Raw genomic sequence first — 19,292 nt, 5'->3', positions numbered from 1 at the left:
TACGAAATTGATGCCAGAAACTCGTATTTCGCGCAGTCACAATCCCGTGGGTAGCAGCCGCAGAAGTTGCCTTCGGATCAGTCCACGCGCCTTTTCAGGAGATAGATGTCCATGATCCAGCCGTGATCCGCCCGCGCTTTTGCGCGCGTTTCGACTATCTGCGACGCCATATCAGCCAAAGGACCGTGGATCAGGATTTCTTCCTTCATCCCCACATAAGCGCCCCACCAGATATCGTAGCCTGCCATCTCAAGGCTTTGGAACGAACACTCGCCGTCCAGCATAACAGCCACTTTCGAAGCGTTTAGCGGCCAGCCTTCAGCCCGAATGCGCCGACCGGTGGTCACGACATACGGCGCGCCCAGATCGTTAATCGGTATCGCATGCGCCGCGGTCAGTGCCTGAAGCGCGGTGATACCAGGGACTACGCGCGTCTCCGGTTGGGGTTGCAGCCGCGAGGCGATGCGCAGCGAACTATCGTAAAGCGAGGGATCGCCCCAGATCAAAAGGGCAACCCGCTTTGCATCACGATGCGCCGCGATCGCCTCCTGCCACCGCAGAGCGATGGCATCGTGCCATTCATCCACGCCGCGCAGATAGCCATCATCGGCGCGTCGTTTGGGAATATCAAAATATGCGATCTGTGGCGGGGTATCGCTAACCTGAGCGATAATCTCTTCCCGCAACCCGGCCAGATCGGCCTTGTTTTCGCCCTTGCGCGGGATCAGAATCAGGTCTGCGTCCCGAATGGCACTAGCGCCTTGAAACGTCAGGTGGTCCGGATTGCCGGTTCCAATACCGATCAGGGTCAGGTCAAACATCGTCAGTCTCTGCAAGCGGGCCGTAAAGGATTAGGGCAGGGGCCGTGCCGATCTCAGCGCCCAACTTGTCCGCCAACTCACCAACCGTGGATCGGAGTAGTACCTGATCCGGGGTCGAAACGGATTCGGCCATCAACGCAGGCGTCTCCAGCGGCAAGCCATGTTCATTCAGTGCCTTCACCAGTAAAGGAAATGTACGCTTACCCATGAATACGACGGTAGTGGCATCTGGGTCGGCAAGGGCGGTCAGATTCAGATCGTCCGGCAGCTTGCCACTGACATCGTGGCCGGTGACGAATTGCACGCGACGCGCCGTGAGCCGCCGTGTCAGGGGAATGCCAGCCGCCGCCGCTGCGGCAACCGCCGAAGGGATGCCAGGGATAATCTCATATTCGATCCCTGCCTCGCGCAGCGCCACCAGTTCTTCTTCCAGACGTCCAAACAGACCGCCATCGCCGGATTTCAGTCGCACGACGCGGGCACCTGTTTTGGCGTAATCCACCAACAGGCGGCTGACGTGGTCTTGTTTCGGTGACGGGCGACCGGCGCGTTTGCCGACCCCAACAAGGTCTGCGTCCTGATGCGCATGGTTCAGGATTGGGCCACTGCTGAGGTCATCGAACAGCACCGCGTCTGCCTTTTGCATCCGGTCCACGGCCTTAAGCGTCAGCAGTTCCGGATCCCCGGGACCAGAGCCAATGAACGAAACGAAACCGCTCATGCCTGCGCCTCAGCGATCAGATGAAAGAATGTTCCGGTCACGTTGCCGCGAAATGATCCGGTTTGTGGTCCTTCAACCCCTTCAGCATCGTACACCCGGGCCAAAGGCGCGTCGGGTTGCTCGAGGATCGAAGAATAATGGAACTCATGGCCACGCAATGTCGCATCAGCGGCAAAACCTGCCATTGGGGCCAACAATTGCGCCTTGCGATACCCAAGATTGAACTTGCGCTTCTCATAGGACGTCACAAGCCCAAGCAGACCCGCCATCTGGTGTCGGACCCCTTCCTTGTCGACCAGAGCTTCGCCCAAGGCCATATAACCACCGCACTCACCATGGACGGGCTTTGTCTCCGCGTGTTTGCGCAGACCGCTCAGGAATGTGTCGGCAGCTGCTAATGTGCCCGCGTGCAGTTCAGGATAGCCACCGGGCAACCAGACCAGATCGGCATCCGCAGCCGGGGCTTCGTTGGCCAGCGGTGAAAACGGCAGGATTTCCGCCCCTGCTGCGCGCCAGCCTTCCAGCAAATGTGGATAAGTGAACGAAAACGCCGCATCCCGTGCCAGCGCGATCCGCTGTGCCGGAGGCCGCGGCAGCGCGGCTGACGATGGTCCCTTGGGGCCTGAGGAAGCCGCCGCCTTGATCGCCTCAAGATCCACATGCTCGCGCAGGAATGTGGCGTAACCGGCAATCGCGCTTTCCAGATCCGGGTGCTCGACCGCCTGAATCAAACCAAGATGCCGCTCGGGCAGGGTCAGATCTCCACGCCGGGGCAACACGCCCAGTACCGGCAGGCCCGCGCGCTCCATTCCCAAACGGGTCAGGCGTTCGTGACGTGGGCTGGCGCAGCGGTTCAGGATCACACCGGCAAAGGGCAGGTCGGGATTGTACATCCGAAATCCCAGCGCAGTGGCCGCCGCAGATTGGGCCTGACCGCCCACATCCAACACCAGAACCACGGGCCAGCCCATACGCTGTGCGGTTTCGGCGCTTGATCCGTGCCCAAGCTCTCCGGGCTTGGCAACGCCGTCGAACAGGCCCATCGAACCTTCGGCCACGACGATATCCGCGCCCTCGGCCTGGGCAGAAATCGCGTTCAGCAGCGGATCGGCCATCGCCCAGCTGTCCAGATTGAACGAGGCGCGTCCGGCTGCGGCACGGTGAAAGGCTGGATCGATATAGTCCGGTCCGCTCTTGAACGGTTGCACCGTCAGGCCATCCTCGGCAAGCGCACGCAACAAGCCCAACATGACAGTGGTTTTACCCGTCCCCGAAGACGGCGCAGAAATCAATAGTCCCGGAAGGTTGGTCATCCCGTCATTCATTCTCGGGGCTCCAGCTTGACCACGGGCTGTCCGCGCTTTGCGGGCGATAACGGCGGTCGTAATCTTTTGAATAGAGACAGCTTTCGTCAAAGCCTTCGCCCGCAAGTGCCGGGCCAACCATGATCAGAGCGGTGCGAGAGATACTCTCGTCCAGTGCGTCTTTCAGGGTCGCCAATGTGGCGCGAATGATCCGTTCATCCGGCCAGCTGGCGCGGTATACCACTGCCACCGGGCAATCGGCCCCATAGGCCGGGGTAAGGTCCGCGATCACGTTGTCCAGATTTCCGATCGACAGGTGAATGGCCAGCGTCGCGCCGGTGCGGGCAAAGTTCTCAAGAGTTTCGCCTTCGGGCATTGAAGATGCGCGGCCGGGCGTCCGGGTCAGGACCACAGATTGCGCCAATCCGGGCAAGGTCAGTTCCGTTCCCAGCGAAGCAGCCGCTGCGGCGAACGACGGTACACCGGGCGTCACGCTGACCGGAATGCCCATCTCCTTCAATCGCCGGATCTGTTCACCCATTGCCGACCAAACCGACAGGTCGCCGGAATGCAGACGTGCAATGTCATTGCCAGCCTTATGCGCTGCCTCAATCTCGGCCATGATTTGGTCCAGATCCATCGGCGCGGTGTTGATGATCTTGGCGCCCTCAGGGCAGTGGCCTAGGATTTCTTCCGGCACCAGCGATCCTGCATACAGGCACACAGGGCAAGAGGCGATGATATCACGCCCCCGCAGAGTCAGAAGGTCGGCAGCGCCGGGTCCGGCGCCGATGAAATGAACGGTCATGTTTGTCCTCCGATGGCGACGGCGCAAGTTGCAAGCCGGTCGTCCGAGATCTGTCTGGGTGAGGTCAGCCGGGCGCCTGTTCCGGCGGCGGCAAGTGCGGATGCTTCGGCTACGCTGCCGGTGCCATAGGTGGCACGGCTGCGGTTCGAGCAGGTGAGAGTGCGCTGTCCCGCCAGATCGGCAGCAGCGATGAAATGCAGGGGCAGGGCGGTCTCTGCGGCAAACTCCGACAGCGCGGTGTGACCCTCCTTGTCGGCAACAGTGGCCAGCGCGTCGACGTCTTGCCCAACGCTGGCCCGCTCAAATACGGCGCGCAGGCTGTCCACGGTCGCCGTTGATGAAAACCCCAAACCTGCGATGATCATAGGATTACGCTCCACTGCACCACCGGATATGCGGATTTCCAGCCGCGCCGAGGTCCCAGTGCCGAAGCCTGCGCCAGTTCGATGCGAAGAAGTTCTCCGCCCAGTTTTTCGTGCCATTGCGCCAGTAAGGCTTCGCTTTCCAGAGTCACAGCATTGGCGACCAACCTGGTGCCGGCAGGCAGGGCGGCGTACAGCCAATTCAGCAATTCGGTACTCAGGCCGCCGCCGATGAATACCACATCCGGAAACCCAAGGCCGTCCAGTGCAGTTGGCGCTGTGCCATGCACAACTTGCAGCCGGTCTTGCCCTAACGTGTCGGCATTTCGACGAATGCGGTCCGCGCGATCCTCGCGGGGTTCGATCGTGGTTGCGGTCAGGGTCGGGTCGCACATCAGCCACTCGATGCTGATCGAGCCGGTGCCGCCGCCGATATCCCACAGATGCTCGCCGCGCTTGGGGGCCAACGCCGACAGGGTCAGCGCCCGCACGGGGCGTTTGGTGATCTGGCCATCATTTTCGAAGATATCATCCGGCTTACCCGAGGCCTTGGGCAGCGCCTGTCCTTTACCCGCAACTTCAAGCCCAACGCAGACTGGATGGTCGAACCCGCCCAGCAGGGCTTCGGTTAGCGACACGCTGCGCGACCGTTCGCGGGGGCCGCCAAGGGCTTCCATGACATGCAATTGCGTATCGGCAAACCCAGTTTCGTTCAGATATGTCGCAAGCTCGGCCACCGCAGCGCCGTTGCGCAGCAGCAGGATGGCGCGCAATCCTGGCGAAAGATGCGGGCGCAGACGGGTCAGCGGGGCGGCGTGCAGACCGAATGTCTGCGTACTTTCCAACGGCCAGCCCAAACGTGCCGCAGCCAGCGAGAACGTGGACTGACCAGGATGGGCTGTCCATTCTCCGGCGTCGAAATTGCGCGCGATTACCGAGCCCGCGCCGAACCAGAACGGATCGCCCGAGGCCAGAACAACCGTTGGGCGTCCGCGAAACCCGGTCAGGATCGGCAGGCCGTCGGAAAATGGCACGGGCCAATCTACGCGCTCCGCGCCTGTGTCGGGGATCAGTGACAAATGGCGCGGCGGGCCCATGATGATTTCGGCACGCTCCAGTACTTGACGACTTGCGGGTGACAGGCCATCCAGTCCATCTTCGCCCAAGCCCAAAACGCTTAGCCACGGAGCTTCATGCATGACCAACCTCCTGATCCTTGGTGGCACGACCGAGGCAAATGCACTGGCCAAATCTTTGGCCGAACAGGCCATCCCGGCGACCTATTCCTATGCCGGACGAGTGGACAATCCAAGGCCGCAGACCCTGCCGGTGCGTGTTGGAGGGTTCGGCGGCGTCGAAGGCCTGGCCCGTTACCTGACGGACAACGAGATCACTCATGTGGTTGATGCCACCCATCCCTTTGCCGCGCAAATGAGTACCAACGCCATTTCCGCGTGTCGCGAGGCCGGGGTGCCCCTTGCCGCTTTGACCCGTCCGGCATGGCCCGCGCAAGACGGAGATCGTTGGCAGCATGTTTCTGATATAGGCGCGGCGGTTACCGCCTTGAGCGGTCCTAAACGGCGCGTTTTTCTGGCTGTTGGACGCCTGCACCTTGAAGATTTCGCGGCTCAGCCCCAACATCATTTTTTGCTGAGGCTGGTGGATAAACCGGATGCACTGCCGCTGCCCGATTGCGCGGCGATCGTGTCGCGCGGACCTTTCACCGAAGCAGGGGACCGGGCGCTGATGCTGCAGCATGGCATTGAACTGGTTGTGTCCAAGAACTCTGGCGGCACCGGTGCACGCGCCAAGCTGGATGCCGCGCGCGCATTGGGCGTACCGGTGCTGATGATCGACAGGCCGACCCTTCCGCCAAGGACCGAATTGTCGAACGTGACGCAGGTTCTGGACTGGTTGGCTCATTCCGGGGTGAACCTCGGGGTATAGACGATAGGCGCGCTGTCACGGTTGATGACGCGCGTCAGGGATGACCCGACAATGACGACGGTTTGCATGTCAGCCATGTCAGGCGTCGCCTCGGCGAGTGTCGAAATCCGGATCGCCTCATCCGCGCGCGATACGGCGCGCGCGAACAGGATAAGGCGCTCGGGCTCGCATACTTCGCGCAGGATTTCCAGTGTTTTTACAAAGCCTTCCGGGCGCGACTTTGATCGCGGGTTATAAAACGCCATCGCGAAATCCGCCTGCGCCGCAAGTCGAAGACGTTTTTCAACCAGCGACCAGGGTTTCAGATTATCGCTGAGGTTGATGGCGCAAAAATCATGACCCAGAGGCGCCCCGGCCCGCGCGGATGCGGCTAGCATCGCGGTTATGCCGGGAAGGACGTCTATGGGAATGTTACGCCACTCGGCGGGACCATTCTCTAGGGCTTCGAACACAGCTGCCGCCATTGCGAACACACCGGGATCGCCCGAGGATACCACGACCACCCGTTTCCCCTCAGCCGCCATCTGCAATGCGTGTTGGGATCGGTCGATCTCGACCCGATTGTCGCTGGCGTGCAGCGTCAGGCCGGGGCGTTCCGCCACGCGCGCGACATAGGGGATGTACCCGACTACGTCTGTGGCATCCGTCAACGCAGTTGAAACCTCGGGGGTTACGAGATCTTCGTTACCAGGCCCCAGGCCCGCAATCTTGACCCAACCACTCATGGCCGCCGTCCTTGACCATGCACGATGATGATCGAGAAATAGGGCGTCACCTTTTCGCATGCCTCGGACAGTTTCGTCACCACCTGGTTCGGCATCTGTGCAAACTCGACGATCCATGCGCGGTCATACAAACCGGCTGTTTTCAGCGCGCGCTTCACCTTGTCTATATTGCGCCCGATTTTCATGACAACCAAAGCGTCAGTCTGCGCCATGCGAATTGCCAGATCTTCTTCGGGCAGGGTGCCGACCAGTACCGTCAGCACATCATCGCCCCAGGTGATCGGATCACCCGTTGCCGTCCACGCGCCAGACATGCCTGTGATGGCTGGCACGACCTCAACATCAGCTTGATCACGCAAGCGGCTGTAAAGATGCATGAAAGATCCATAGAAAAACGGATCGCCCTCGCACAATACCACCACGTCCTCGCCCTGATCCGACAGAGCCTTCAAGTGCCCGGCGCAGTCCTTGTAAAAGGCCGAGAGCAATTCGTTATAGCGCGGATCATCCAGTGGAATTTCCGTAGTGACTGGGTATTCCATGGGAAACTCAACAGCACTGTCCGGGATCATACCATTGACGATCTTGCGTGCCTGACCGCTGCGACCCGGCTTGCGAAAGAACGCGACGTGGCGCGCATTGCGCAGCAGGCGGTCGGCCCGCACGCTCATCAGGTCCGGATCACCGGGGCCAAGGCCCACGCCGTATATCTTGCCGCCACTCATTCGGCGCGGCTCGCAATGGCGTTTATCGCGGCGACGGTGATGGCGCTGCCGCCCAGACGGCCTTTGACGATGCAAGAGGGTACAGGCTGGGCCTCCCACAATGCGTCCTTGGATTCGACGGCACCGACAAAGCCCACCGGGCAGCCGATGATGGCGGCCGGGCGCGGGCAATCGGGATCCTCCAGCATGTTCAGCAAGTGGAACAGAGCGGTCGGCGCGTTGCCGATAGCGACCAGAGCGCCTTCCAGATGCGGGCGCCAAAGCTCCAGCGCGGCGGCAGAGCGGGTATTGCTCATCTCGGCGGCCAGTGGGCGCACGCGCTCGTCATGCAGGGTGCAGATCACCTCATTTTCGGTAGGCAGGCGGAACCGGGTCACGCCTTCGCTGACCATCCGGGCGTCGCACAGGATAGGCGCGCCATTCTCCAACGCCGTCCGTGCGGCTGGCACGAAACCGGGCGAAAAATGTACGAATTCTTCCAGACCGACCATTCCGGCGGCGTGGATCATGCGAACCGCAACTTGCTCTTCATCGGCGTCAAAACGCGCCAGATCGGCCTCGGACCGGATTGTGGCAAAGCTTTGCTTATAGATCGCTGCGCCGTCGGTTTCGTATTCATAGGGCATCAGGTGAGGTCCATAGTCATAAGTGTTTCGGGTGTCAGCCCGCGTTGGGAGGGCTCATCCCCCGCGCGACCGTTTTTGACAAGATCAAATCGTCCGTCGTTGCCGACCAGTGTGACATTTGCCGGACCCATACGGGCACAGCCTTTGGCGCAACCGGATACATGCAAACTTCCTGGGATTTGGGCGGCCAAGACGCGGGCAACTTCGCGGGTTTCCACCTGAGCTTGCGGGCAGAACGGTGCGCCGGGGCAGGCGTCGGTTGTCATCAGCGGGTCGGTGCCATCAATAACAAAGTCCGGTGCTTGTATCGCCGCCCCGCCTTCCAGCAGGATCAGTCGCCACGGAGTGACGCGCAGGGCAGTGGCTCCGCTGTTTGTAACAAGGTCTAAGAGCTGTCGCGCCGGCAATTGTCCGAACGCCGCGCCATAAAACACACCCAGATCGCAGACGCCGGGCTGCGGCGGTGTGCCGATGTCACCGGGCGCGCTGCCTTGCCACTCCGCTGGCAAATCCTGCGTCGCGGCCACCCGCGCCATGCGGCGGGTTTCTGGCGTGAAACGTTCGGAAAACCATCCGGCCAAGGCGACAAGCCGGTCAATTGCGTTGGTTTCTGTGACCCGGCAGCCAGTCTTGGCCCCGTCGGCGCGCAGGATGAGGCCATCAGTGCCTGCCTCGACCCGGATATCGGCCGAATCCGCCGCCAACAGGCGCTTGGGGCCAGTGTCGATGGCAAAGCCGAATTTGGCGGGCAGAGTCGGCAATTCCTCCAACCGGTCGATCAGTTCCTGTGTCAGCTGTGCGGTTCGATCACCTGATCGATATAGGGGCGACACCAAGATATTGCGTCGCATTTCAATACCGGGCTCAGCATCCAAAAGGTTCAGCGCGGCCAGCTCGGCCAGCAATGCCTGATGATCGTCTTCTTTCACCCCGCGCAGCTGTAAATTGGCGCGGTTGGTCAGGTCGATCGTGCCATTGCCAAATCGCTCGGCCAACTCACAAAGACCACGTGTTTGTTCGGCGCTCAAACGAGTCAGACGCGGGCGCACCCGAACCACCAGACCATCGCCCGACATCATCGGCCGATGCGCACCGGGGCACCAACCCTGAACGACCGGGGCGCTCATCCCAGCCCCTCCAGATCGGCCCGGATTGAGTTGCGGCGGGTGTTCCAAAGGCCCGCGTCCAACAACGCGCGGAACCTGTCCTGCATGGCCTGATACGCGCGCGGGTTGGCCTCCTGCAAAAATGCGTCGACCTCGGTGTCGCCCAAAGTCGCGTCGTGATAGAGGTCGAACAGGTGCGGCGCGACCGTGCCTGACAGATGGGCGAAAGAGGCCATGTGATCCAGTGTCGCCGCAACTTCGGCAGCGCCCCGAAAGCCATGCCTTTGCATGCCTGCAATCCAGTTCGGGTTGGCGGCACGGGCATGAACCACACGGCTGATTTCTTCAGGCAGCGTTCGGGCGCGCGGGCTATCCGGGTTGGTGTTGTCCAGATGGTATAGCTGCGCCGTACCACCGGTGACTGTCTTGGCGGCGGCGAAACCAGCCTCGTGCGTGGCATAGTCGTTGGCCAACAGCAGATCGGTTTCGGTCAGATCCTGCAGGTGCACGAAACTGTCGGCATTCGTGACCCGTTGGGTAATGCCGTCCAAATCTTGTGTGATGTGTTCGCCTTCCAAAGCGAAAGAGCTGGCCTCAAGCCATGCCTCACCCGCCTGCGCGCGGGCCTCATCCGTATAGATTTCGGACAGCTGGGTCATGTTCACGCCATAGCTGCCCGGGGCCGGGCCAAAGACGCGCGCCGCCGGGGCCTGTCCGGCATAAGGGTTCCAGTCCGGGGCTTCATCGCGATCCGACAACGCGCGAACAGCTTGACCATAAAGCGCTGAAAGGGTCGGGAACACATCACGGAACAAGCCTGAGACGCGCAAGGTCACGTCCAGACGTGGGCGACTGAGGTCAGTGATGGGTAGCACTTCGATGCCCGACACCCGCTCGGACCCTTTGTCCCAAACGGGTTTGACGCCCAGCAAGTGCAGCGCCATGGCAAACTCTTCGCCCGCCGTGCGCATCGTGGCTGAACCCCAGAGATCAACGATCAGCCCCTTGGGATAATCGCCCTCTTCCTGCAGGTGTCGCCGCACCAATTCTTCAGCCAGCTTTACGCCTTGGGTATAGGCCGCACGGGTGGGGACTGAGCGCGGATCGGTGGTATACAGATTGCGCCCGGTGGGCAGGACGTCTGACCGTCCGCGGTAGGGGGACCCGGACGGGCCTGCCTCGATCCGTTTGCCTGCCAGCGCGTCGATCAATGCCTGGCGTTCGGCATCGGCCGAAGGGGCCGTGTCAAAATTGGCGGTGGCTTCGGGCACACGCCCAAAGATATGCAGCCCATCGCCGAACTGACTTTCCTTAATGTCACAGACAAAACGGTCGATGCGGGTGATCGCCTCGGCGATGCAGGTGGCCTGATCGAGGCCGAGGTCGCTCTCCAGCCCGATGGCTTGCGCCTCATCCCGGATATCTTCTTGCAGGCGGTCGCGACGTTTGGGGTCCAGACCATCAGCGTTCGAGAATTCGTCCAGCAGCGATTCCAGCCGAACCATCCGATCCGGGGTACCGCTTTCCTTCATTGGCGGTGGGATATGGCCGAGCGTGACCGCCCCGATCCGGCGCTTGGCCTGCGCGGCCTCGCCGGGGTCGTTGACTATGAAGGGGTAGATGACAGGCAGGTCGCCAATCAGTACCTCGGGCCAGCATTCGTTGGACAGCGCCACAGATTTGCCCGGCAGCCATTCCAGCGTACCGTGCGCGCCGATATGGATCAGCGCATCCGCACCAAGACCTTTGGGCAGCCACAGGTAGAAGGCCACGTAGCTATGGCGCGGGGTACGCGACAGGTCATGATAATCGTCATCACGCAACTCGGGCGTGCCGCGTTCAGGTTGCAACGCGACCAGCGCCTTGCCGCGGCGCAGGGCGGTGAAGTGGAACGCGCCATCTGCAAAGGCGGGATCGTCTTCAGGCTTGCCCCAGACGGTTTCGAGGTCTGCCCGCAGTTGTTCCGGCAAGTCTGCCAGCGCAGTAAGATATTCGCAAAGCGACCACGTAATCCGCGCGTCCAACAACGTATCAGAAATCGGCTGGGCAGGAGCGGTGTCATACCCTTCGCCCTGCAGGTCGGCCAGCATCGCCTCGGCCGAGGCCAAAGCATCGAGGCCCACCGCATGGGCCATCTGCCAGTCTTTGCCGGGATAGGTGGACAGCACCAAGGCGGGGACCTGATCCCCTTTGGGCTTGTCGTTCAGGTTCAACCAGCCGGTGACCCTGTCGATGATAGCCTCGATCCGTTCCGGTTCAGCCCGGTGGGCAAAACGGGAATACTCCAGATGCGGGTCACGCTTGCCCGGTTCCTTGAAAGAGGCGATGCCTGCCGAGATCCGACCGTCCACTTCGGGCAGGACGACATGCATCGCTAGATCAGCGGGCGAAAGACCGCGTTCCGCCTCGGCCCAAGCCTGGCGGCGTGAGGTGGCCAGAGCAACCTGAAACACCGGCACATTGGCGGCGTCCAGTGGAGAGGTGCCGGATGCGCCCTTGCCCGAGAAAGAGGTGGCATTAATGATCGCCGCCGGGTTCAGCGCCACGACATTTTCGCGCAACCAATCGGCGGCAAGCGGGGCTTTCAGCGAGGGAGCGAACAGACCGACGGCCTCAAACCCGCGTGCGCGCAGGCTGCGGATCAAGGTTGCGACCGGGGCGGTGTCCGCCGAGGTAAGGTAAGCCCGGTAGAACGTTACCAAGATACGCTTTGCGTCGGTGGTGAACGCTTTATCCGCCGGGATGACGCCGCGATCCGGGCACCATGCACCACATTCGGGCAGGGTCTTGGCCCCCATCACGGGTCCGGCATAGAGACCCGCCGCAAGCGCCATCTGGGCAAGAGCCGCTTGCGCCGCGACTTCACCGCCGGTGTCACAGAGATGCGCAAGCCGCCGCAGGGTCGAGACGGGCAGGGTGGAGTAGTCATCCAGCCGAGTATCCTCGCGCCCGTCGGCGGGTAGGACGGCCAGCGCGATGCCTTTAGCCTGTGCCAGCGCCAGAACTTGCTGCAAGCCATAGGACCAGTAAGGGACGCCGCCGATCAAACGGATCAGAATGCCCTTGGCGCCCTCGAGCGTTTGCTCGACATAAGTGTCGACAGACAGCGGGTGTTTCAACGCGGTCAGATTGGCCAATCGCATCGTCGGCATGCGACCTTCGGACCCGCCACCGCGATGCCATCCTGCCGCGAAAGCGCCAAGGTCGCTGTCCGAAAAGGACAGCACCACCAGATCCGCCGGGCTCTGACCCAGATCGGTCGGGGTTTCGGTCTCTTCTAACCCGTGGCTTTCGCGGAAGACGACGTGCATGGCTTACTCGGCGGCCTCGGTCACACCCACGAGGATATCGCGGATTGCGGCCTCATTGATGTCGTCATGCTCGGCAATGACCACCAGGCGCGAGCGGCGCTCTTCGCCGGGCTCCCACGGCCGGTCATACTGGTTACGTACGCGGGCACCAACGGCCTGCACCAGCAGACGCATAGGTTTGCCCTGAACGGCGGCATAGCCTTTGACGCGCAGAATGTTCAGATCATTGGCCAGACGTTCGATATTGGCGACCAGTTCCGCCGGGTCGGTCTGTTCGGGCAACTCGACGATGATGCTTTCGAAATCGTCGTGTTCGTGGTCGTGGTGGCCGTCGTGATGCGACGGGCGCGCGTCCATGTCATCCTCGGCGGCGGCTTCGAGGCCCAATACGACGCGGACGTCCACGGCGCCTTCGGCGACTTCCACTACGGGCAGGGGGCGGGGAGCTTCGTCGGCGATGATCCCTTTGGCCTTCACCACGCCTTCGGGGCCAGCCAGATCGGGCTTGGTCAGCAGGATGATATCCGCGCAGGAGATCTGATCCTCGAACACCTCAGACAGGGGCGTTTCGTGGTCGATCGAGTCGTCAGCCAGGCGCTGGGCGTCCACGGCTTCGACATTTGGTGCGAAACGCCCAGCGGCGACGGCCTCGGCGTCCGCCAGAGCGATCACACCATCAACGGTGATTTTCGAGCGGATATCGGGCCAATCAAACGCCTTGAGCAGCGGCTTGGGCAGGGCGAGACCGGACGTTTCGATCAGGATGTGATCGGGGCGCGGCTCCAGCGCCATCAGCGCCTCAATGGTCGGGATGAAATCATCGGCTACGGTGCAGCAGATGCAGCCATTGGCAAGTTCCATGATGTTTTCCGCCGGGCAATCCGGAATGGCGCAGGATTTCAGGATATCGCCATCCACACCCACATCACCAAACTCGTTGACGATAACGGCCAGGCGCTTGCCCTGCGGATTCTGCATCAGGTGTTTGACCAGCGTGGTTTTGCCCGAGCCCAGAAAGCCGGTGATCACAGTGACGGGGAGTTTTTCAAGGTTGCTCATTTCAGGGCTCCAATCGGGGGAATGCGGGCCGCACAGTTTTTGCGGAAATGTTCGGGGCGTTCGCGCCATTTCACCAGACCGTCTTCAGCGGCTAGATACTTGGTGACGCCTTCAACGATGGTCTCGACATGGTCGGTCTCGTCGAGGTTTTCATAAACGAAGGTCCATCGGGACGGGCCGCCACGCAAAACGATCGAGCATCCCTGACCACAGTTCGACAGACATTCCACCGGTTTCAGGTCGACGCCGTCCGGCAAGCCAGCCTGTTCAAGTGCTTTATGCAGCAAAGTGCCGGGTCGCTGGGCGTCATCTTCGATAGGTAACCCACGGCGGCATGTCGTGCAGACCAGCAACTCGACTGGTGCGGTCTCGGTCACGTCTCTCATCCCCCTCATCCTTTATACGGGGGACGGGGTTTCATGCGGGCCACGCGTCTGCACATGGACCCGACACCGGAACACCCCGCCCGGTTTCAACTTCGGGTGCTGGCAGGTCTCCCGGCTTGCGGATGTCAGAGGCGAGCCTCTGTTGGATGTCCCGCCTTCCCGGCCTATTAGGCCAGTGGCTTTGGGCACCCTCTCCGGTCACGGTCGCGGGGGCGGCTGTGCTTGGCGGAATAACCGCTGGCACATTCCCTTTTCATCCATCCGGGGATGGACACCAACGCATGCGACATGCGGCACGGGCAGGGGGCTTGTCAAGCACGACTGGGGTTTGAAAACCCGCTACGTCAGAAAAGCGACTTGCCGAAGTCAGTCAGCGGCATCCGATGCGATCCGATCACGCAGCGAGGCGCAATTCAGCCCGGCCGTCGCAGATGATTCAGCACTTCTCGGTTTGGCAATCAAGTAGTGCGGTTGTGTAAATGGAATCGCTGGACCCGCAATCGCAACATGCATCTGATACTGAACTTTAGGCGTCCGAAATTGCGAAAGCAGCGCAGAAAGCTAAGTGCTTGGAAATAAATGGAGGCGAGTACCGGAATCGAACCGGTGTACACGGATTTGCAATCCGCTGCGTCACCACTCCGCCAACTCGCCTTTTCAAGTAAAATCAAATACTTGCCGTGGTGTGATCGGCGTTTTAGCAGCTTTCGACAGGAGCGTCCAGAGGGGGGAGCGCAAATTTCAGGGCCGGGTGCCAACTTAGTCTTTGGTTGCGACGTTGTATCTTGTGAAGATTGGAAAGTTTCCGTGTCTGGGCCGTTGCCGGTTTTTCAAGGATGTGGCAGAACTCAATCACCCAAGGGAGCAAGATGAGCGATCCAATGACAGATTTCGCAGCCCGCCGCCGGACGATGGTCGATACGCAGATACGTCCTTCTGATGTCACGAAGTTTCCCATCATAGACGCGATGCTGACCGTCAAGCGCGAGAATTTCGTGCCGGATGCACAGCGCGAGGCGGCTTATGTCGAGGGATTGATCGAACTGGGTGATGGGCGCTGCATGTTGGAGCCGCGGACCCTGGCTAAGATGCTGGACATATTAAATATCTCCAACGACGAGTCGGTTTTGGATATCGCTCCGGCCTTGGGGTATTCGACCGCCGTTGCCGCGCGCATGGCACAGCTGGTTGTTGCCGTAGAGGAAGACGAAAATCTGGCGGCCGAATCTCAGTCTATCCTGATGGAGGCGGAGGCAGACAATGCGATTGTCCATGTAGGCCCGCTTGAACAAGGTGCCCCCGAACATGGGCCTTATGACGTGATCATGATCCAGGGTGGTGTGGAACAGGTTCCGGATGCTTTGATCGCACAGCTTAAGGATCATGGGCGAATTGCCTGCCTTTTTGTCCAAGGTGCGCTGGGGATCGTCCGTATCGGCCATAAATCAGGGGATCGTGTGACTTGGCGAGATGCGTTTAACGCCAATGCACCGATTTTGCAGACATTTTCCAAAAATCGTGTATTTTCGCTATAGTTTGATCACTGATTTTTCTGCTGCCTTGATTAGTTTAACGCAAACGCGCAAACTATCGGCAGAGCAGCGTAATTTCGATTTGAGAGGATTTCGTTATGGGTTCTATGGCGGGAGGAAGGCTGGTCAAGGCGCTGGCGCTTACTGCGGGGGTCGCACTTAGCTTTGTGCCGGGGAGGGCCGTTTGGGCCGACAATATAACTGACGCATTCATTGGCGCTTACAATACCAGCGGTTTGCTGGAACAGAACCGTGCCTTGTTGCGTGCAGCAGACGAAGACGTGGCAATCGCGTTGTCGGCGCTTCGACCGATCATCAACTGGACGGTTGCAATTAGCCACGACTACACGCGTCGCGACATCAGCAATGTGGTGACAAGACCCGACCCGAACAACTTCTTCACGGGGCTGACCCTCAGCCAACTGCTCTACGATGGTGGGGCCGCCGTTCTGGGCAAGCAATCGGCGCAAGAAACGGTGCTGTCGACCAGGCAGACCCTTGTTGATATCGAACAGCAGGTTTTGTTCCGTGGTGCCAATGCTTATCTCGAAGTGCTGCTGCAGGAAGAAACCGTACAGATTCGCCTGAACAACGTCGACGTGTCGGCCGAAGAACTGCGCGCATCGCAGGACCGGTTCGATGTAGGCGAAGTCACGCGTACGGACGTTGCGCTGTCACAAGCCCAGCTTGCAAGCTCACAAGCTGATCTGGCTGTTGCGCGCGGTAACCTCGACACGGCGCAGGCGGAATACGTGAATGCCGTTGGCAAATCGGCCGGACGCACGGCCGGTCAACCGAGCCTGCCAAACCTACCAAGCTCGGAACCGCAGGCTGTCAGCCTTGCGCAGCGTAATCACCCAGCCATTCTTTCGGCTCAGCACCAGGTGCGTGCCTTCGACCTGATCGTGGCGCAGCAGCGCGCCAACCTAGGTCCGAATGTCAGCCTGAATGCCGATGCCGGTATCACTGAGAGCTACGACAACGACGACAACATCAGAGACGGCACTGTTTCGTTGAATTTCAACCAGCCGATTTATGCCGGTGGCCGTTTGGCCGCAAGCGTGCGCCGCGCCATGGCCACACGGGATGCATCGCGTGCCAACCTGTTGAATGTGCAAAAAGATATCACTCAGGGTGTGACCGAAGCCTATGCCCGATTCCAAGCGGCATCTGCAAGTTTGCGGGCGTCGAGCGAACGGGTTCGCGCATCGAAAGTGGCGTTTGACGGTATCCGCGAAGAGGCCACTCTGGGTGCACGGACCACGCTGGACGTTTTGAACGCCCAGCAGGATTTGCTGGATGCGCAGCTGGCCGAGGTCGCATCGCGTATCGAGCGTTCGCGTGCGGCTTACCAGCTGTTGCAAGCACAGGGCCTGTTGACCGCCGAACGTCTGGGACTGGCGGTGCAGATCTATGATCCGACGCTGTATTACAACCTAGTCAAGAAAGCGCCGGCTCAGGTCAGCAGACAAAGCAAGGACCTGGATCGCGTTCTCAAAGCACTGCGCCGCGACTAAGGGCCAATACTATCTGTTGTGACGCCCGGCTTGTTTGGCTACACTCAATCCTGAGGATAGAGCGGTAGAGAACAATGACGGAAAAAGTCGTAAACGGCAGAGTAGAGGACGTGCTGTCCTCGATCAAACGGCTGGTCGGTGAAAGAGGTGAACAAACCTCAGAGCTGACGCCTTCAATCGCCCGCAAGCCCGGGCGATTGGTGCTTACCGATGCATTGCGAGTCGGCGGAACGTCCAGCATTCAAGACAGCCCTGAGATTGAAGCCGAAGCCAAAGCAGGCTACACGGCCGACGCGTCGGTCAAGCCGATGCTTCTGCGCGCGTGCGACATCGTTAATCGTGAAGACCCCGCCAACAAAGAACAGGCCGCGCCCGAGCCGCCCAAAAACCCGACCAATAGTCTGAGCGCAAAGATCGAAGCCCTAGAGGCGGCGATCGCACGCACTGAGGACCAGTGGGAGCCGGACGGCGACAGCGAAGACGAGTACTCCGGTACTCCGGCGAAAGCCCTTGAATTCAGCGCGCGCAAAGAATTTACGGATACCGAGGGAAAGAAAGCCGAACCCACTCAGGCAAAGGCCAAAGAGGCTGTGGCGACGACCAGGGCAACTTTCGTTCGCGACCCCGAGGTGATCACCGCACCACCTGTTCACCCAGTCGAAGCAGCAGCGGAAGACTCAGCGATAGCTGGCATAAGCGAAGACGCATTGCGCAAAATGATCGCCGAAGTTGTTCGTGAAGAATTGCAGGGTGTTTTGGGCGAACGCATCACCCGCAACGTCCGCAAGATGGTTCGGCGCGAAATCTACAAGGCCCTGGCCGAGCAGGACCTCGAGTAACACTCAAACTCTTTGGGGCGTTTCTGCAAGCGCCAGCAGGCGGTCCAGATCCATATTCTGTTCAAGGTGATCCGCCAGCGCGTCCAGCGTCTCTTCGACCCCGTCTTCATAGGCCAGGTCCGAGGTCACACCCAACTGCGACAGGTAAGACGCGCGGAATGCATCCGAACTGAAGATACCGTGCAGGTAACTGCCGCGGATACGACCAGAGGCGTTTGCGGCACCTTCTGGCCGCCCCTCGACCTCTAGCCAAGCGCGGGCGCAATCAGGGCCTTCGGTACGGCCCATGTGGATTTCGTAGCCTGAAACCGGTTCTCCTCCGCCAAGGGCGCGGGCCGAGGTGAGTGTTACCTGTTTCTTCCCTGCCATCACGGTCTCAACATCCAGCAGGCCCAACCCTTCGACAGTCCCTGGTTGTCCGTCGACGCCATCCGGATCAGCGATTGTCTTGCCCAGCATTTGATAGCCGCCGCACAGGCCCAGAACATGGCCGCCCCGGCGGACATGGGCATATAGGTCGATATCCCAGCCCTGAGCCCGGAAATAAGCCAGATCGCCAATGGTGGATTTGCTGCCGGGCAGCAGTACCAAATCGGCATCACCGGGCAGGGGGCGTCCTTCTGGCACGATCTCGACCGAGACACCGGGTTCGGCAGACAAAGGGTCGAGGTCGTCAAAATTGGCCATGCGTTCCAACTGCGGAACAACCACCTTGCAGGCCCCGCCAGAGTGGGACCGGATATCCATCATATCCTCGGCTGGCAGTTTCCACGCATCATGGAACCAGGGAACGACGCCCAGACAGGGCCATCCGGTACGTGCAGCGATTTCATCGCGACCTTCGTCGAAAAGGGACACGTCGCCCTTGAACCGATTGACGGCAAAACCCCGGATCATCTCAAGATCGCCTACATCCAATACCGCCCGGGTGCCTACGATCTGGGCAATGACACCCCCGCGGTGAATGTCACCTACCAGAATAACGGGTACGCCTGCAGCGCGCGCAAATCCCATATTAGCGATGTCACCCTTGCGCAGGTTGGTTTCGGCCGGGCTGCCTGCGCCTTCGATCAGGACAAGATCCGCGTCGCTGCACAAGCGGTCAAAGCTTTCAAGCGCTGCGCCCAGCAGTTTGGATTTATCCTTGCGGTAATCGCCCGCTTTCATCGTGCCTGCGCGTTGGCCTTGTACGATGATCTGAGCACCAGTGTCGGTTTCCGGCTTCAGCAGAATCGGGTTCATGTCTGTATGCGTCGCACGCCCCGCCGCCAGCGCTTGCAAAGCCTGTGCGCGCCCTATCTCGCCGCCATTTTCGGTGACGGCGGCATTGTTCGACATGTTCTGTGGTTTGAACGGTGCAACACGTAACCCGCGCCGGGTGAAAGCCCGCGCCAGACCGGCCACTAGAACTGATTTCCCGACATTGCTGCCGGTGCCCTGAATCATGATGGACCGAACCATGGCCTGTCTCCTATGTTGACGCGCAGATGACCTGATTTGCGG

Annotated in this window: 18 protein-coding genes, 1 tRNA gene and 1 riboswitch; of the genes, 4 read left to right on the top strand and 15 right to left on the bottom strand. The window is 60.5% G+C overall.

Annotation, left to right across the window (positions count from 1 at the left end; all coding sequences use genetic code 11):
• Nucleotides 1-77: 77 nt before the first annotated feature.
• From cobF to cbiE, 6 genes are read right to left on the bottom strand one after another with little or no spacing between them, the layout of a single operon-like run.
• Complete coding sequence (cobF, locus tag AC2FLA_RS16890) at nt 78-821, bottom strand: precorrin-6A synthase (deacetylating) (RefSeq protein WP_496723715.1); 744 nt, start codon at nt 819-821, stop codon at nt 78-80.
• Complete coding sequence (gene cobA, locus AC2FLA_RS16885; RefSeq protein ID WP_496723713.1) at nt 814-1,542, bottom strand: uroporphyrinogen-III C-methyltransferase; 729 nt, start codon at nt 1,540-1,542, stop codon at nt 814-816. The genes cobF and cobA overlap by 8 nt, the downstream gene beginning before the upstream one ends.
• Nucleotides 1,539-2,867: a cobyrinic acid a,c-diamide synthase CobB gene (locus AC2FLA_RS16880; protein ID WP_496723711.1), complete on the bottom strand. Its 1,329-nt coding sequence runs from the start codon at nt 2,865-2,867 to the stop codon at nt 1,539-1,541. The genes cobA and AC2FLA_RS16880 overlap by 4 nt, the downstream gene beginning before the upstream one ends.
• The gene (gene cobM / locus AC2FLA_RS16875) at nt 2,860-3,654 is read right to left on the bottom strand and encodes a precorrin-4 C(11)-methyltransferase (RefSeq protein WP_496723710.1); all 795 of its coding nucleotides are present in this window, start codon (nt 3,652-3,654) and stop codon (nt 2,860-2,862) included. Before cobM ends, AC2FLA_RS16880 begins: the two co-directional genes overlap by 8 nt.
• Nucleotides 3,651-4,019, bottom strand: coding sequence for a cobalamin biosynthesis protein (locus AC2FLA_RS16870; protein ID WP_496723708.1), 369 nt, complete (start codon nt 4,017-4,019; stop codon nt 3,651-3,653). The genes cobM and AC2FLA_RS16870 overlap by 4 nt, the downstream gene beginning before the upstream one ends.
• On the bottom strand, nt 4,016-5,215 hold the full coding sequence (gene cbiE, locus AC2FLA_RS16865; protein ID WP_496723706.1) for a precorrin-6y C5,15-methyltransferase (decarboxylating) subunit CbiE: 1,200 nt from the start codon (nt 5,213-5,215) through the stop codon (nt 4,016-4,018). Before cbiE ends, AC2FLA_RS16870 begins: the two co-directional genes overlap by 4 nt.
• Between cbiE and AC2FLA_RS16860 the strand changes: the two genes are divergently transcribed.
• Nucleotides 5,214-5,963: a cobalt-precorrin-6A reductase gene (locus AC2FLA_RS16860; protein WP_496723704.1), complete on the top strand. Its 750-nt coding sequence runs from the start codon at nt 5,214-5,216 to the stop codon at nt 5,961-5,963. The two genes, cbiE and AC2FLA_RS16860, sit on opposite strands and share 2 nt — an antisense overlap.
• On the opposite strand, the gene cobJ is transcribed toward AC2FLA_RS16860, so the two are convergent.
• From cobJ to AC2FLA_RS16820, 8 genes are all read right to left on the bottom strand, one after another.
• Nucleotides 5,936-6,688: a precorrin-3B C(17)-methyltransferase gene (gene cobJ, locus AC2FLA_RS16855; protein WP_496723702.1), complete on the bottom strand. Its 753-nt coding sequence runs from the start codon at nt 6,686-6,688 to the stop codon at nt 5,936-5,938. The two genes, AC2FLA_RS16860 and cobJ, sit on opposite strands and share 28 nt — an antisense overlap.
• On the bottom strand, nt 6,685-7,413 hold the full coding sequence (locus AC2FLA_RS16850) for a precorrin-2 C(20)-methyltransferase (RefSeq protein ID WP_496723700.1): 729 nt from the start codon (nt 7,411-7,413) through the stop codon (nt 6,685-6,687). Before AC2FLA_RS16850 ends, cobJ begins: the two co-directional genes overlap by 4 nt.
• Nucleotides 7,410-8,039: a precorrin-8X methylmutase gene (locus AC2FLA_RS16845; RefSeq protein ID WP_282153726.1), complete on the bottom strand. Its 630-nt coding sequence runs from the start codon at nt 8,037-8,039 to the stop codon at nt 7,410-7,412. The genes AC2FLA_RS16850 and AC2FLA_RS16845 overlap by 4 nt, the downstream gene beginning before the upstream one ends.
• On the bottom strand, nt 8,039-9,166 hold the full coding sequence (gene cobG, locus AC2FLA_RS16840; protein ID WP_496723698.1) for a precorrin-3B synthase: 1,128 nt from the start codon (nt 9,164-9,166) through the stop codon (nt 8,039-8,041). The genes AC2FLA_RS16845 and cobG overlap by 1 nt, the downstream gene beginning before the upstream one ends.
• On the bottom strand, nt 9,163-12,456 hold the full coding sequence (cobN, locus tag AC2FLA_RS16835; RefSeq protein ID WP_496723697.1) for a cobaltochelatase subunit CobN: 3,294 nt from the start codon (nt 12,454-12,456) through the stop codon (nt 9,163-9,165). The genes cobG and cobN overlap by 4 nt, the downstream gene beginning before the upstream one ends.
• Nucleotides 12,457-12,459: 3 nt before the next feature.
• A complete protein-coding gene (cobW, locus tag AC2FLA_RS16830; protein ID WP_496723695.1) occupies nt 12,460-13,515 on the bottom strand; it encodes a cobalamin biosynthesis protein CobW in 1,056 nt (351 codons plus the stop codon).
• Nucleotides 13,512-13,901 (bottom strand): DUF1636 family protein, encoded by a 390-nt coding sequence (locus tag AC2FLA_RS16825; RefSeq protein ID WP_496723693.1) that lies wholly within the window; start codon nt 13,899-13,901, stop codon nt 13,512-13,514. The genes cobW and AC2FLA_RS16825 overlap by 4 nt, the downstream gene beginning before the upstream one ends.
• Before the next feature lie 84 nt (nt 13,902-13,985).
• Nucleotides 13,986-14,195: riboswitch (cobalamin riboswitch) on the bottom strand.
• 286 nt (nt 14,196-14,481) lie between these two features.
• Nucleotides 14,482-14,555, bottom strand: a tRNA-Cys gene (locus AC2FLA_RS16820).
• A gap of 227 nt (nt 14,556-14,782) precedes the next feature.
• On the opposite strand from AC2FLA_RS16820, the gene AC2FLA_RS16815 reads away from it, so the two are divergent.
• The 3 genes from AC2FLA_RS16815 (at nt 14,783) to AC2FLA_RS16805 (ending at nt 17,789) form a co-directional block, all read left to right on the top strand.
• Nucleotides 14,783-15,436 (top strand): protein-L-isoaspartate O-methyltransferase family protein, encoded by a 654-nt coding sequence (locus tag AC2FLA_RS16815; protein WP_496723692.1) that lies wholly within the window; start codon nt 14,783-14,785, stop codon nt 15,434-15,436.
• A 95-nt stretch (nt 15,437-15,531) separates the two neighbouring features.
• Nucleotides 15,532-16,950, top strand: coding sequence for a TolC family outer membrane protein (locus tag AC2FLA_RS16810; protein WP_496723690.1), 1,419 nt, complete (start codon nt 15,532-15,534; stop codon nt 16,948-16,950).
• Between the two features lie 74 nt (nt 16,951-17,024).
• Nucleotides 17,025-17,789, top strand: a complete 765-nt coding sequence (locus AC2FLA_RS16805) for a hypothetical protein (RefSeq protein ID WP_496723688.1) — start codon at nt 17,025-17,027, stop codon at nt 17,787-17,789.
• Between the two features lie 3 nt (nt 17,790-17,792).
• On the opposite strand, the gene AC2FLA_RS16800 is transcribed toward AC2FLA_RS16805, so the two are convergent.
• The gene (locus AC2FLA_RS16800; protein WP_496723686.1) at nt 17,793-19,250 is read right to left on the bottom strand and encodes a cobyric acid synthase; all 1,458 of its coding nucleotides are present in this window, start codon (nt 19,248-19,250) and stop codon (nt 17,793-17,795) included.
• Nucleotides 19,251-19,292 lie beyond the last annotated feature (42 nt).

The sequence above is a fragment of the Ruegeria sp. CDSA033 genome (assembly GCF_059612305.1).
Note: the sequence above shows the minus strand (reverse complement) of the source record. Positions and strands in the feature narration are given on the sequence as shown.

What these genes read in the sequence shown, in the direction of transcription:
- cobM (WP_496723710.1), bottom strand. Translation starts at nt 3,654, where the DNA reads ATGACCGTTCATTTCATCGGCGCCGGACCCGGCGCTGCCGACCTTCTG.
- cobA (WP_496723713.1), bottom strand. Translation starts at nt 1,542, where the DNA reads ATGAGCGGTTTCGTTTCGTTCATTGGCTCTGGTCCCGGGGATCCGGAA.
- AC2FLA_RS16825 (WP_496723693.1), bottom strand. Translation starts at nt 13,901, where the DNA reads ATGAGAGACGTGACCGAGACCGCACCAGTCGAGTTGCTGGTCTGCACG.
- cobG (WP_496723698.1), bottom strand. Translation starts at nt 9,166, where the DNA reads ATGAGCGCCCCGGTCGTTCAGGGTTGGTGCCCCGGTGCGCATCGGCCG.
- AC2FLA_RS16860 (WP_496723704.1), top strand. Translation starts at nt 5,214, where the DNA reads ATGACCAACCTCCTGATCCTTGGTGGCACGACCGAGGCAAATGCACTG.
- AC2FLA_RS16800 (WP_496723686.1), bottom strand. Translation starts at nt 19,250, where the DNA reads ATGGTTCGGTCCATCATGATTCAGGGCACCGGCAGCAATGTCGGGAAA.
- AC2FLA_RS16845 (WP_282153726.1), bottom strand. Translation starts at nt 8,039, where the DNA reads ATGCCCTATGAATACGAAACCGACGGCGCAGCGATCTATAAGCAAAGC.
- cobN (WP_496723697.1), bottom strand. Translation starts at nt 12,456, where the DNA reads ATGCACGTCGTCTTCCGCGAAAGCCACGGGTTAGAAGAGACCGAAACC.
- cobJ (WP_496723702.1), bottom strand. Translation starts at nt 6,688, where the DNA reads ATGAGTGGTTGGGTCAAGATTGCGGGCCTGGGGCCTGGTAACGAAGAT.
- AC2FLA_RS16850 (WP_496723700.1), bottom strand. Translation starts at nt 7,413, where the DNA reads ATGAGTGGCGGCAAGATATACGGCGTGGGCCTTGGCCCCGGTGATCCG.
- AC2FLA_RS16810 (WP_496723690.1), top strand. Translation starts at nt 15,532, where the DNA reads ATGGGTTCTATGGCGGGAGGAAGGCTGGTCAAGGCGCTGGCGCTTACT.
- cobW (WP_496723695.1), bottom strand. Translation starts at nt 13,515, where the DNA reads ATGAGCAACCTTGAAAAACTCCCCGTCACTGTGATCACCGGCTTTCTG.
- cobF (WP_496723715.1), bottom strand. Translation starts at nt 821, where the DNA reads ATGTTTGACCTGACCCTGATCGGTATTGGAACCGGCAATCCGGACCAC.
- AC2FLA_RS16805 (WP_496723688.1), top strand. Translation starts at nt 17,025, where the DNA reads ATGACGGAAAAAGTCGTAAACGGCAGAGTAGAGGACGTGCTGTCCTCG.
- cbiE (WP_496723706.1), bottom strand. Translation starts at nt 5,215, where the DNA reads ATGCATGAAGCTCCGTGGCTAAGCGTTTTGGGCTTGGGCGAAGATGGA.
- AC2FLA_RS16815 (WP_496723692.1), top strand. Translation starts at nt 14,783, where the DNA reads ATGACAGATTTCGCAGCCCGCCGCCGGACGATGGTCGATACGCAGATA.
- AC2FLA_RS16880 (WP_496723711.1), bottom strand. Translation starts at nt 2,867, where the DNA reads ATGAATGACGGGATGACCAACCTTCCGGGACTATTGATTTCTGCGCCG.
- AC2FLA_RS16870 (WP_496723708.1), bottom strand. Translation starts at nt 4,019, where the DNA reads ATGATCATCGCAGGTTTGGGGTTTTCATCAACGGCGACCGTGGACAGC.